Here is a 12231-nt window from a genome sequence, read left to right as displayed (position 1 = left end):
CCGCCCCTGCGGCCGGCGGCGCGTCGACGGTGGAGGCGAAGCTGCAACGGATCTGGGGGCAGTGCCTGGGCCTGTCGACCATCGACCGCAACGCGAACTTCTTCGAGATCGGCGGCGACTCGCTGATCGCGATCAGCGTCGCGATGACCGCCGGCCACGAGGGCCTGGACCTGACGCCGCAGGACCTGTACGAGAACCAGACCGTGTCGTCGCTGGCCAAGGTGCTGACCGCCCGGTACGCCGAGGGCGGCCTGGCCCGCCAGAGCCTCGACGACGCGGTCAACCCGCCGGTGCCGCCGAACGTGGCGTACTTCCTCGAGCACGGCCTGCGCGACATCGGCCGCTGGCGCATCCCGGTGATCCTCGGGCTGCGGTCCGACGTCGCCGAGGACGACGTGCGGGCGGTGCTGACCGCCGTGACCGACGCGCACGACGCGCTTCGGGTGCACCTGGCGGAGCGGGCCGGCACCTGGGACCAGCGCATCGCCGAGCCCGGCGGGTTCACCGAGCTGGTGACGCGGCAGCTGCCCGACGGCGTCGCCGCCGGCAGCCCGCAGGAGCGCGAGGCGGTGCTGGCGTTCCTCGACGAGCAGGTCCGCGAACACCAGGTGGTGGTGCCGCTGACCGCGACGTTCATCCGCGGCGCGGCGGGCGGCCCGTCGTACCTGGCGCTGAGCCTGCACGGGATCGCCGGCGGCTCGGGCGATGACGGGGTGTCCCGCGATGTGTTGCTGACCGACATCTTCACCGCGTTCAGCCAGCGGATGGCCGGCGAGGACATCGCGCTGGCGCCGGTCCCGGCCTCGTGGCGGGAATGGTCGCAGCGCTGTGCGGGCCTGGCCAGCCACCCGGCCGTGCTCGACAGCCGCGACTACTGGTTCGAGACGGCCCGCCGGTCCACGCTGAGCATCGCGGGCCCCGAACCGGGCGAGCGTCCCGGCGTCGACGACGTGGCCAGGATGTCGGCCGCGCTGTCGGCCGCCGAGACCGGCGAGATCGACGACGCCCGGCGGCGGCTGCGCCTCCCGGTGGAGGAGATCCTGCTGGCCGCACTGGGCCGTGCCGTCGCCGCGACGGTCGGCGACGGTGCGGTGACCGTCGATCTCGGCGGCCGCGGCCGGTCGGTGCTCAAGCCGGACGTCGACCTGCAGCGCACGGTCGGCTGGTTCACCACCATCCACCCGGTCGTGCTCAACGCGTCGGGCCAGGGTTCGGCCACGCAGGCTCTCGACGAGGTGCGCGAGACGCTGAAGGCGGTGCCGCACTACGGCATCGGCTACGGCCTGCTGCGCTACCTGTACGCGCCGACCGCCCGGGTACTGGCTGCCGGGCGGTCCGCCGACATCCTGTTCTCGCACGTCGGCACCATCCCGGACGTTCCGGCCGAGCAGCCCGACGACGCCCCGGTGCGGTTCGACGCCGACACGGCCATGCCGATCCGCGACACGCTGCCGGGGCTCGGGCACGCCCTCGAGCTGCGGGTCTACCGCACCGGCGGGGTGCTGCATCTGGACTGGTGGTACGACAGCCGCAGGCTCGGGCCCACCGATGTGGAATCCTTTGCCCGGCAGTACTCGACGGCGCTCCTGGAGATCACCAGGGATGCGCTGGCCGAGGAGGACAGCGACGCCGGCGACGAGCTCGCGCTGGTCGATCTGTCGTGAGCGGGTAGAGGAGAGCGCATGACCAGGTCCGACAAGGCGGTGGTCGTCGCAGGTATCAAGAAGTCCTTCGGCTCCGTCCAGGCGTTGCGCGATGTGAGTTTCGAGGTCGAACGCGGCGAGGTGCTCGGTCTGCTCGGCCCCAACGGGGCCGGCAAGACCACCACGGTGAACATCCTGTCCACGCTGATCAAACCGGACAGCGGACGCGCGCTGATCGCCGGTCACGACGTCGTCAGCGACCCCGCCGGGGTGCGCCGGGCGTTGATGCTGACCGGCCAGCACGCGGCGCTCGACGATCTGCTGACCGGGCGCGAGAACCTGCTGATGTTCGGTCGGTTGCAGGGGCTGTCGAAGAAGGTCGCCAAGGCGCGGGCGCAGGAACTGCTCGAGCAGTTCGACCTGGTGCACGCCGGTGACCGCCCGGTCGGCAACTACTCGGGCGGCATGAAGCGCCGCATCGACATCGCGTGCGGTCTGGTGGTGCGACCGGAGGTGGTGTTCCTCGACGAGCCGACCACCGGCCTGGATCCCCGCAGCCGGCAGGCGATCTGGGAGCTGGTCACCGACTTCAAAGAGGCCGGCATCGCCACGCTGCTGACCACGCAGTACCTGGAGGAAGCCGACCTCCTCAGCGACCGCATCATCGTGATCGACAAGGGGACCGTGATCGCCGAGGGCACCGCCGACCAGCTCAAGGAACGCACCGGCGGCACCTACTGCGAGATCGTGCCGCGTCAGCTCGGCGACATCCCGGTGGTGGCACGCATCCTGGGCCCGCTGCTGCCCGACGCGAACCGGGCCGCGATCAGCGACTCGTCGGACCGCATCTCGATGCCGGCACCGGACGGGCCGAACACGCTGATGCAGGCGCTGCACCTGCTCAGCGAGCACAACATCGAGTTGATGGACATCGCGTTGCGCCGGCCGTCCCTGGACGAGGTGTTCCTCGCGCTGACCGGGGACAGCACCAGGGGCCGGGACGACCAGTCCGACGAACTCGTGGCCGCGGACTCGTACGCGTGATCGACCAGTCCGCCATCCCGGCGGCTGCCCGGCCGCCGGTCTCCGCGGTTCAGCAGTGGTGGGTGCTCACCGTCCGGATGATCACCCCGACGCTGCGCAACGGGGAGCTGGCCACCCAGATCGTCGGGTCCATCGTGTTCACCATCGGCTACTACCTTCCGCTGAAGCAGATGATGGGCGCGGTGCAGCCGCTGAGCAGCTACGCGCAGTACCTGACACCGCTGATCGTGCTGCAGGCGATCTGGTTCGCCGCGATCTCGGCGGCGTTCCGGTCGGCGACCGACTCCGTGCAGGGCATCAACCGCCGGTTCCGGGCGATGCCGATCCCGGCGATCACCCCGCTGGCGTCCCGGATGACCGCAAGCATGTACCGCTGCTGCGTCGCGCTCGCGGTGTCGGTGGCGTGCGGCCACGTGATCGGCTTCCGGTTCGACAACGGCGTGCCGGGCATCGTCGGCTTCGTCGCGCTGGTGCTGCTGATCGGCGCCGCGCTCGCGCTGATCGGCGACCTGATCGGCGTCGCGACGCAGAACCCGGAGGCCACCGCCCCGATGATGCTGATCCCGCAGCTGACGCTGGGCCTGGCCTCGGTGGGCCTGCAGCCGGTGGAGCGGTTCCCGGAATGGATCCAGGGCTTCGTCCGCAATCAGCCGCTGTCGCAGTGGGTGTACGCGCTGCAGGCACTGGCCGGTGACAGCTCCGGCGCCGCCCCGGAGGCGACGTGGTCGGTGTTGGTGCCGGCGGTGGCGTGGGCAGTGGGCAGCATCGTGGTGGCGCTCGTCCTGCACATGTGGGTGACCCGGAAGCGGCGGTCGGAATGACGCTGGAGAATCCGGTCACCGCGCCGTACCGTCCCGGCGGCAGACACCGCCGCGAGAAGATCTGGGAGAACTCCCCGAAACGCCTGCTGCCCCAGGTGGGCGTGCTGACCTGGCGCATCCTGCGCCGCTGGAGCCGTGACCCGGCCACGCTGGTGCAGTCGTTCGTGATGCCGTCGGCCTTCCTGGTGGCGCTCGACATCGTGCTCGGCGACGTCCTCGAAGAGGTCACCGGGCACAGCGGACTCTACGGCCAGGTGCCGCTGGTCGCGCTGGTCGGCGGCATGACGGGCGCGATCATCGGCGCGGTGGGCATTATGCGCGAACGCGAGGTCGGACTGCTGTCGCGGTTCTGGGTGGTGCCCGTGCACCGGGCCGCCGGCCTGCTGTCGCGGCTGGCCGCCGACTTCGTCCGCATCGTGGTGATCACGCTGGTGGTGATGGGTGTCGGCCTGGCGCTGGGGTTCCGGTTCGAGCAGGGCGTCCCGGCGGCGATCCTGTGGGTGTTCATGCCGGCGCTGTTCGGGGTCGCGCTGTCGGCCGCGGTGCTGACGCTGGCGCTGTTCTCCTCGAACACGATCGTGCCCCAGGCCACCGAGATCGTCATCGCGATGCTGATGTTCTTCTCCATCGGCTTCGTGCCGCTCGACCAGTACCCGGAATGGCTGCAACCGATCGTCGAGCACCAGCCCGTCAGCTATACGATCGAGGCCATGCGGGGTCTGTCCCTGGAGGGTCCGATCGCCGAGCCGGTGATGTTCTCGGTGTTGTGGGCGGCCGGGATCGCCGCCGTGTGCGCGGTGCCGCTGGCGATCGGATACCGCAAGGCCAGCAAGCGCGGCTGACGGGCCCGTGAAACCCACCACCACCCTGGGAGTCTGACACTGATGTTTCCTTCATCGGGCATCCGCAAGCTCGCGCGCAGCGAGGAGATGTTCGCCGAGACCCACAACTTCATCGGCCTGGCCGCACATGTGAAGGGCCCGATGGACGCCGACGCGCTGTCGGACGCGTTCGACCTGCTGCTGCAGGCGCATCCGGTCCTCGGTGGGCACCTGGAGCAGTTGCCGGACGGCAAGTGGGAGATCGTGCTGGACGACCTCATGCACCCCGGCATCGAGGTGGTCGAACTGTCCGGCGACGCACCCGCGCCGCCGCTGCTGTTCGACCAGACCCAGTCGCTGGTGCATCTGCGGCTGACCGTCCGCGACGGCGTCGCCCAGCCCACCCTGTACATCCACCACAGCCTGGCCGACGGCCACCACCAGTTCAGCCTCGTCGAGGAACTGTTCTCCACCTACACCGACCTGGTCACCACCGGCAGCACCAAACCGGTCGAGGTGCATCCCGCGCCCGAACCGCTGGAGGTGATCCTGGCCAACCGCGGCGTGGAGAAGCGCACCCGGTCGGGCCTGGAGCGCCTGCTCGCGGCGATGTTCGTCTACGACCTGCCGCCGTCGCGACGCGCCCCGTCGGACGTCAACCCTGTTCTGCCGCAGCTGGTTCCGATGGCGTACTGCACGCTTTCGGAGCAGGACACCGAGAAGGTCATCGCGTTCTGCCGGGCCAACAAGCTGGGCCTGAACAGTCTGCTGTCCGCGGCCGTGCTGATGGCCGAGTGGAACGTGCGCAACACCCCGAACATCCCGGTGCCGTACGTGTACCCGGTGGATCTGCGCTACCTGCTCTCACCGCCGGTGTCGGCCACCGAGAGCACCAACCCGGTCGGCATCGCGACCTACCTCGCCGAGATCGAGGCGGGCACCGACATCGCCGAGCTGGCCCGCGACATCAACGACACGTACAAGAAGGACATCGCCGAGGGCGTGATCCAGCAGAGCTTCCTGCACTTCAGCCCGCAGTACGTCGGTAACCCGCCCGGTCTGCCCGACGTGGTGATGTTCACCGACAACGGCATCGTGCCGCCGCTGCGCACCCCACCGGACATGGAGGTGGCCGCCAGCCACGGCGAGTTCTACTTCGCCGTCGGCGCCGGCATCGAGATCTACACCAGCAAGATCTTCAACGGCCAGTTGATGATCGAGTACCACTCACATGGCCCCGACCGCGAGAAGTCCGTCGCGGCGATCGAGGCCCAGCTTCAGGGTGTGGTGGCCAAGCAGTCCGGTGTGGGCTGAGCGCTCAGGGTCGCCGGGCCGGGTTCCCGTACGCGTAGCGGTGGTACTGCAGCGCCCTGCGCAGCGGCGGCAGGAGCCGCACCGCACGCTTGAGCGCCTGCATCCCCGTGCCCGTCCCGGCATACGTGCTCGCGTCGAAAAACGTTGTGGCGGCGAGCAACCGGATGTCGGGCAGCTTGCTCAGGATGTCCTGCGGGTTGTTGACGGCCCAGTACAGCACCGAACCGGACGTGCGCACCAGCGACTGCGTCTTCTGCGACTTGATCGCCAGCCAGTTGAAGAAGTCGATCTGCAGTTCACCGACACCGAAACGGTCGACGAAGCGGCGCAGCAGCGCGATGCCCTCGTCCTCGGTCAGGTACATGCTGATGCCCTCGGCGATCAGCAGAGTGGGACGGTCGGCCGGGATCTCGTCGAGCCAGTTCGGCTCGGTGGCCGGCGTCGGGATCAACCGGTAGTTCGGCCGGGTCGGGTAGATCTGCTCGCGCAGCGCGATCACTTCCGGGAAATCGACGTCGTACCAACGCACGTCGGCGCCGGGGTCGACCCGGAACACCCGGCAGTCCAGCCCGCACCCGAGGTGCACGACCGTGCACTCGGGGTGGGCGGCGATGAACTCGCGCACCCAGCCGTCATAGAGCGCGGTGCGAACGGTGAACAGCGGCGCCCACTTCGGGGTGATCTCGAGCTCGCGCCAGTCGAAGTCCAGCTTGTCGATCGCGGCCTTCGCGAACCGGTCGCCGAGGATCGGACGGTCGAAGTCGGCGTCGGCGGCCTTCAGGTACAGGGTCGACAGCATGGTCTTCGCCGGGCCAGTGAGGTCGACCGGAACTTTGTTGCTCACGTGTGTGAGGCTATGCGCAAAGGCCCCGGCGTGGCACGTCGGGTCGACGATGACGAGAGGATGGGCCGACCGTGACTTCATCGGTACCGCCGCGGGTGCTGCTGCTGTACTACAGCTACACCGGACAGGCCAAGAAGGTACTCGACGCCGCGGGGGAGGTGTTCCGCGCCCGCGGCTACGAGGTGACCGAGGCCCCGATCGAATTCACCGACCCGCGGTATGCCGAACGGTTCTCCCGCTTCCCGATGCGCCGGGTCTGGCCGGAGTTCCTCGGCATGCTGCCCGCGCAGACGCTGCAACGCACCGGGGACATCCGCACTCCCGACGCCGTCCGCACCGGCGACTACGACCTGATCTGCATCGGCTCGCCGACCTGGTGGGACACCGTGTCCATGCCGCTGCGCTCCTTCCTGAAGTCGCACGAGGCGCGGAACCTGATGGACGGCAAGCGGTTCGCGGTGTTCGTGGTGTGCCGGCGCAAGTGGCGCAAGAATCTCGCCGGGGTGCGCAAACTCGCCGAGAACAAGGGCGGCCGCTACGTCGACGGCATCCACTTCACCTACCCGGGCGGCGAGTTGTCGTCGATGCTGTCGTTGACGAGCTATCTGGGGTCGGGGGAGTACAAGGACCGCTATCTGGGGCTCAAGCTGCCGCCGACCAACATCAACGACGAGCATCTCGAGGAGTCGCGTCGGTTCGCCGCCCGCGTCGCCGACAAGGTGTTCGGCAAGCAGTCGCAGGGGAACTGAGGACGTGCCCCGTTCTTTCGACGTGACGACCGAGGCGAAGGCCGGCGTCGCCGACGTGCTCGCGGCCTTCTCCGGACGCGACTACTGGCTGGCCCGGCTGGCCGCCTACGGCGGCGACTCGATGCGCCTGGATTCGCTGGAGGTCGGTCCCGACGGCACGGTGGTGGTGCACACCACCCAGGATCTGCGCCAGGACATGCTTCCCGGCGGGATCGGCCGGATGCTGCCCGGCGACACCAAGATCATGCGGACCGAGACCTGGCGGCCGGCGGTCGACGGACAGGCGCACGGCGACTTCACCATCTCCGCGCGCGGGGTGCCCAGTTCGGGTTCCGGCACGATGCTGCTCACCCCCACCGAGTCCGGCTCGAGCCTGCGGGTCAGCGGCACCCTCGAGGTGAGGATCCCGGTCGTGGGCGGGCGCATCGAACGTTACGTCGCCGACCTGATCGGCAGAGAGGTGCCGCAGATGCAGCAGTTCACCGCCGACTGGATCGCCGGGAGGGCCTGACCGTGCCGGAACCGATCCCGACCACCGCCGAGGCGCTGGCGCGGCTGGACATGCCGCTGATCGAGGCGATGATGACCCAGCGGGCGATCCGCCGGGTGCTGCCCGATCCGGTCGACGACGAGATCGTGCTCAAGTGCCTCGAGCTCGCGCTGCGGGCGCCGACCGGTGCCAACGGGCAGAACTGGGAATTCGTCGTCGTCAAGGACCCCAAGATCAAGCGCAAGCTGCAGCGCCGGTACCGGCTGGCGTGGCGGGTGTTCCACCGCACCTCGATCCGGGACATCGCGTCCTACGACGAGGAGATGGCAAAGAGCGTGCGGGCCATCGAGTGGCAGCTCGAGCACTTCCACGAGATCCCGGTGCTGGTCATCGCGTGCCTGCGCCTGTCGGCCCGGGAGGGCAAGGTGCCCTACGTGCCGATGCCGCACGCGGCCGCGTCGGCGTTCTTCGGTTCGATCTATCCGAGCGTGCAGAATTTGTTGCTGGCAGCGCGGTCGATGGGATTGGGCGCTTCGCTGATCACGTTGCCGCTGTGGAATCTGACGTCGGCACGCCGGGTGCTGAAGTTGCCCACCGAGGTGACTCCGTGCTGTGTCGTCCCGCTGGGATGGCCGCGCGGCCGCTACGGCCCGACCACGAGAAGACCGGTTGACGAGGTAGTACATCTGGACCGGTACGGGAACCGGGCGTGGTTCGGGCCCCGGGGGTGAGATCCGCGGCCGCACTATTGACGCAACCGTCAGAGTTCCTGGTCCGACACACGGTCTGGACACTTTGCTAGACAATGCGGTTGCTGTTCGGTTACGTTCCTTGCTGTTGGGGGACAGCGATTTCACAGAGACTTCTGAAGGGGGCGTCATGCCTGCTGCGGTACGGCCTTACATCACGGCGGGCGTGGCGCTGGTGGGGGCCAGCGTCATCTCCGTAACTCCGATCGCACCGCAGGTGATCGCCGAACGGTCGGTCGACCGGTCCGTCGCGCTGACCGCGGCGGCCGGCAACCTGTGCGAGAGCGAGCCGACGGCGGCGCTGTGCACCGACCTGGGGACCGCGGACGTCACGGTGACCAGCAGCGCCGTGTTCGGCGAGTCCTCGTTGCTCTACATTCCGGGCAACCTGTTCAACGCGCTGCTGAGCATCCCGGCGTGGGAGATCCAGGCGATGGACCGGCTCGCCGACGCGATGATCGGCACCGGCAGCTGGCAGGTGTGGGGGCCGACCAACGTGTTCGGCTTCGACGAGTGGGATCCGCCGAAGCTCAAGGCGTTCATCGACGTGCTGATGCCGTTCAAGCCGTTCTCGTCGGTGCTGGGTGAGCAGATGAGCGTCTGGGCGCAGGCGAATCTGCCGATGAACTCCGGGTGCGCCGGCACGCCGGGTGCCTGCCCGGACATGAGCATGCTGCTGGCCAGCATGTTCAAGGTGCCGGTGTCGCAGCTCTACGACGGCTACACCTTCCCCGAAGCCGGGGAGCAGGGCTCGACCAACCCGTTCACCGGTGACCCGGTGCCGTGGGCCGGCGAGACCGTGCAGTTGGAGCCGTGGGGGCCGTTCAAGAACACGTGGGAATGGCTGACCACGCCGCCGAAGCCGGTCGCCAGCGTGCCGCTGTCGGACTTCATCCGGGTGCCGCTCAAGCTCGCGAAGTCCCTGTTCGACGCGTTCAACCCGTTCGTCCAGAACAGCAGCATCTTCAATCCGCGCAACGGGCTGATCGCCGCGGTGGCCACGGCGCTGGCCCCGCTGTTCTGCAAGGACTGCGACCTGGACAACCTGTACGACAACCCGTGGCTCTACGAGAACTACGAGCCTCATCCGGCGATCCCGGACGAGGAGTCCGGCGACCAGGCGGAGACGGAGGAGTCGGAAGGGGCCGACGAGGGCGCGGAGGCCACCGATCCCGCGCCGGCGGAGCCTGAGGAGCCGGCTGAGTCGGGCGCACCGGAGAGCGGCGATGAGCCGTCGGATTCGACCGAGACCGCCGCCGTCAAGGACCTGCTGGAGAAGTTCCAGAACGCAGGCACCGAGGAGCCGGCCGAAGAGCCCGCCGAGGAGCCCGCCGAAGAAACCGACGACGAGCCCGTCGACGAAACCGACGAAGAGTCCGAGGAAGAGGCCGAGGAGCAAGCCGAGGAAGAAGCCGAGGACGGGGCGGGTAAGCACCGTCTCGACGAGGGCGACGACACCAATTCGGTGCAGTCGATCCAGGACAAGGTCGACGCCGAGAAGGGCTCCGACGAGGACGGCGGCGACTCGGGCGACGACGCGGGGAACGAAGGCTCCGAAGACTAGCGGCGGCGCGCCGCGGCCATCCGCAACGCGGGAAGCAGCAGACCGCGCGGGGCGAAGCGCCCACCGAGGCCGGTCAGTTTCGGCACCAGCCCGGGCACGACGAGGCGCTTGCCCTCGCGCATCGCCGCGATCCCCGACGCCGCGACGTCCTCGACCGATACCTGGGCCTTCCCGCCGGGCGGTTGCTCGCCGGCGATCTCCCACCACTCCGTGGGAACCGGGCCCGGACACAGCGCGGTGCACGACACCCCGGTCCCGCGCAGGCCTTCGTGCACGGCCTCGGAGAACGTCTGCACATAGGCCTTGGTCGCCGAGTACACCGCGGCGCCGGGCAGCGGCTGGAAACCGGCGATCGAGCCGAGGTTGAGCACCGCGCCGGCGCCGCGCCCGATCATCTGGGGCAGCACGGCGTGGGTGAGTTCGGTCAGCGCGAGGACGTTGACGACCACCTGGTCGCGCTCACGCTCGGGCGGGAGGTCCTGCAACAGCCCGTTGGTGCCGAATCCGGCACTGTTCACCAGGCCTGCCACCGCCGCTGTGCGCAGGTGCTCGACGGCCCCGGCGCGACCGGATTCGGTGTTGAGGTCCAGGGCCACCACCTCGACCGAAACCGAAGGCGCAGTGCGCAGTTCATCGGCAAGGGCCTCGAGACGGTCGCGCCGCCGCGCGATCAGCGTGAGGTCGTAACCCTGCCGCGCCAGCCCGCGGGCGATGTGTTCGCCGATCCCGGACGAGGCGCCGGTGATCACGACGGTGGTGCCGGGGTGCGGTGTGGCGAGGCTCATGGGCCGCGATAGTACCCAGGCCGCCGTATACGCTGAGCGCGATGCTCGAGGTAATCGACAAGGGATCGGTCAGTGAAACCCACCCTGTCCCACTGCTGTTCGTGCACGGCGCCTGGCATGCGGCGTGGTGCTGGGATGAACACTTCCTGGATTTCTTCGCCGGACGCGGTTACCGCGCGCTGGCGGTGAGCCTGCGTGGCCACGGCGGCAGCCCGGCCGACAAGAAGCTGCGCGATCTCACATTCGACGATTTCGTCGCCGACATCACGACCGCCGCCGACGCGCTGGCGACCCGCCCGGTCATCGTCGGACACTCGATGGGCGGGGTGCTGGTGCAGAGGTACCTGGAGCACCGCGACGCGCCGGCCGGTGTGCTGATGGCCTCGATGCCGCCGAAGGGGTCGCTGCGGTCGGGGCTGCGGTGGATCAGGAGCCACCCGTGGCACTTCGCCAAGCTCACGGTGACCGGGAAGTCGCTGCCCTATGTCAGCACCCCGGAGCTCGCCAGGGAGCGGTTCTTCTCGCCGAGTACCCCCGAGGCCGTCGTACGTCGTTACGCGGCGCGCCTGCAGGAGGAGAGCGCCCGGATGGGACTCGACGGGCTGGTCAAGCTTCCGCACCCGGCGCGGGTCCGCGCACCGATGCTGGTTCTCGGCGCCGCCGACGACGGCGCGGTCACCCGGGACGAGGTTTGGGCCACCGCCGTCGCCTACGGTACGGAGGCGCACTTCTTCCCGGGGATGGGCCACAACATGATGCTCGAGGCCGGCTGGGAGCATGTCGCCGATCGCATCGATGCCTGGTTGCGCAGCCGGGGGTTGTGACGCTCGAATTCCCCGACTTTGCCGCCTGGATTTGTGGGCGATTGCCACACCCATACTGACGTCTACGTCAGCAAACCGTCGGCGCAAGCTCCTGCCGCGGACCGGCACCACGCTCGGGCGCGGCTCGAGATCAGCACCGGCGGCGCTTCCGGGCACAGCCGGGAGGGAGCGGACGTCGATCACCCGGTCCTCCGGGGTGGCCGCGGCGCCCGCACCGACGGGCATTCGCGGCGTCCCGCGCCGTGTGGTGGCCGGCGCGCGCCGGGGTATCCGCGGACCCGGTCCGGCGCACCCACCGCTGCGTCTCGAAAGCCGTTGCCCGCCAGTGCTATTACCGTATGCCTCACCGGACTTACGACGAGCTGTGAATCGGCTGGGAGCCCACCGGTGCGCGCCCGGTGCCACGCAGGCCCGGCCGCCGCCTTCTCCGGAGAAGATCGGATCCTGCCGCCGGCGCCCCGCGTCCGCGCCCGGCGACGTGGTGTGCGCGGCATCCGCCGGCGCCGGTGGTTCACCCGGATCAGACACCGCTGCCGCTCGGCTCCGGCGCCGGCACAGACCTCCCGCGGCCGGACGGAGGCCC

Annotated in this window: 12 protein-coding genes; 10 read left to right on the top strand and 2 right to left on the bottom strand. The window is 69.4% G+C overall.

Annotation, left to right across the window (positions count from 1 at the left end; all coding sequences use genetic code 11):
- The 5 genes from ASJ79_RS14230 to ASJ79_RS14210 all read left to right on the top strand — a co-directional run.
- Window positions 1–1664 (top strand): condensation domain-containing protein (locus tag ASJ79_RS14230; RefSeq protein ID WP_231750846.1); only part of this gene is annotated, 1664 nt, incomplete at its 5' end.
- A gap of 18 nt (window positions 1665–1682) precedes the next feature.
- Window positions 1683–2687, top strand: coding sequence for a daunorubicin/doxorubicin resistance ABC transporter ATP-binding protein DrrA (locus ASJ79_RS14225; RefSeq protein WP_067956185.1), 1005 nt, complete (start codon window positions 1683–1685; stop codon window positions 2685–2687).
- The gene (locus ASJ79_RS14220; RefSeq protein ID WP_067956184.1) at window positions 2684–3508 is read left to right on the top strand and encodes an ABC transporter permease; all 825 of its coding nucleotides are present in this window, start codon (window positions 2684–2686) and stop codon (window positions 3506–3508) included. The genes ASJ79_RS14225 and ASJ79_RS14220 overlap by 4 nt, the downstream gene beginning before the upstream one ends.
- Complete coding sequence (locus ASJ79_RS14215) at window positions 3505–4350, top strand: ABC transporter permease (protein WP_067956190.1); 846 nt, start codon at window positions 3505–3507, stop codon at window positions 4348–4350. The genes ASJ79_RS14220 and ASJ79_RS14215 overlap by 4 nt, the downstream gene beginning before the upstream one ends.
- 42 nt (window positions 4351–4392) lie before the next feature.
- Complete coding sequence (locus ASJ79_RS14210; protein ID WP_067956183.1) at window positions 4393–5643, top strand: phthiocerol/phthiodiolone dimycocerosyl transferase; 1251 nt, start codon at window positions 4393–4395, stop codon at window positions 5641–5643.
- A gap of 4 nt (window positions 5644–5647) precedes the next feature.
- Here ASJ79_RS14210 and ASJ79_RS14205 read toward each other — a convergent pair whose 3' ends face one another.
- Window positions 5648–6487 (bottom strand): class I SAM-dependent methyltransferase, encoded by an 840-nt coding sequence (locus tag ASJ79_RS14205; protein ID WP_067956182.1) that lies wholly within the window; start codon window positions 6485–6487, stop codon window positions 5648–5650.
- Between the two features lie 71 nt (window positions 6488–6558).
- On the opposite strand from ASJ79_RS14205, the gene ASJ79_RS14200 reads away from it, so the two are divergent.
- From ASJ79_RS14200 to ASJ79_RS14185, 4 genes are all read left to right on the top strand, one after another.
- On the top strand, window positions 6559–7236 hold the full coding sequence (locus ASJ79_RS14200) for a flavodoxin (protein WP_067956180.1): 678 nt from the start codon (window positions 6559–6561) through the stop codon (window positions 7234–7236).
- A gap of 4 nt (window positions 7237–7240) precedes the next feature.
- On the top strand, window positions 7241–7747 hold the full coding sequence (locus ASJ79_RS14195) for a DUF2505 domain-containing protein (RefSeq protein WP_067956178.1): 507 nt from the start codon (window positions 7241–7243) through the stop codon (window positions 7745–7747).
- Window positions 7748–7749: 2 nt separating this feature from the next.
- Window positions 7750–8457 carry a nitroreductase family protein gene (locus tag ASJ79_RS14190; RefSeq protein ID WP_067956176.1) on the top strand — a complete coding sequence of 236 codons (708 nt, stop codon included), beginning with the start codon at window positions 7750–7752 and terminating at the stop codon, window positions 8455–8457.
- Between the two features lie 148 nt (window positions 8458–8605).
- On the top strand, window positions 8606–10039 hold the full coding sequence (locus tag ASJ79_RS14185) for a hypothetical protein (protein WP_067956173.1): 1434 nt from the start codon (window positions 8606–8608) through the stop codon (window positions 10037–10039).
- On the opposite strand, the gene ASJ79_RS14180 is transcribed toward ASJ79_RS14185, so the two are convergent.
- Complete coding sequence (locus ASJ79_RS14180; protein WP_067956172.1) at window positions 10036–10824, bottom strand: SDR family oxidoreductase; 789 nt, start codon at window positions 10822–10824, stop codon at window positions 10036–10038. The two genes, ASJ79_RS14185 and ASJ79_RS14180, sit on opposite strands and share 4 nt — an antisense overlap.
- A 41-nt stretch (window positions 10825–10865) precedes the next feature.
- Between ASJ79_RS14180 and ASJ79_RS14175 the strand changes: the two genes are divergently transcribed.
- Entirely contained in the window at window positions 10866–11648 is a 783-nt protein-coding gene (locus ASJ79_RS14175; RefSeq protein ID WP_067956170.1) for an alpha/beta hydrolase, read from the top strand.
- Window positions 11649–12231 lie beyond the last annotated feature (583 nt).

The organism is Mycobacterium sp. NAZ190054 (genome assembly GCF_001545925.1).
Classification (GTDB): Bacteria; Actinomycetota; Actinomycetes; order Mycobacteriales; family Mycobacteriaceae; genus Mycobacterium.
Note: the sequence above shows the minus strand (reverse complement) of the source record. Positions and strands in the feature narration are given on the sequence as shown.

What these genes read in the sequence shown, in the direction of transcription:
- ASJ79_RS14225 (WP_067956185.1), top strand. Translation starts at nt 1,683, where the DNA reads ATGACCAGGTCCGACAAGGCGGTGGTCGTCGCAGGTATCAAGAAGTCC.
- ASJ79_RS14215 (WP_067956190.1), top strand. Translation starts at nt 3,505, where the DNA reads ATGACGCTGGAGAATCCGGTCACCGCGCCGTACCGTCCCGGCGGCAGA.
- ASJ79_RS14210 (WP_067956183.1), top strand. Translation starts at nt 4,393, where the DNA reads ATGTTTCCTTCATCGGGCATCCGCAAGCTCGCGCGCAGCGAGGAGATG.
- ASJ79_RS14185 (WP_067956173.1), top strand. Translation starts at nt 8,606, where the DNA reads ATGCCTGCTGCGGTACGGCCTTACATCACGGCGGGCGTGGCGCTGGTG.
- ASJ79_RS14180 (WP_067956172.1), bottom strand. Translation starts at nt 10,824, where the DNA reads ATGAGCCTCGCCACACCGCACCCCGGCACCACCGTCGTGATCACCGGC.
- ASJ79_RS14175 (WP_067956170.1), top strand. Translation starts at nt 10,866, where the DNA reads ATGCTCGAGGTAATCGACAAGGGATCGGTCAGTGAAACCCACCCTGTC.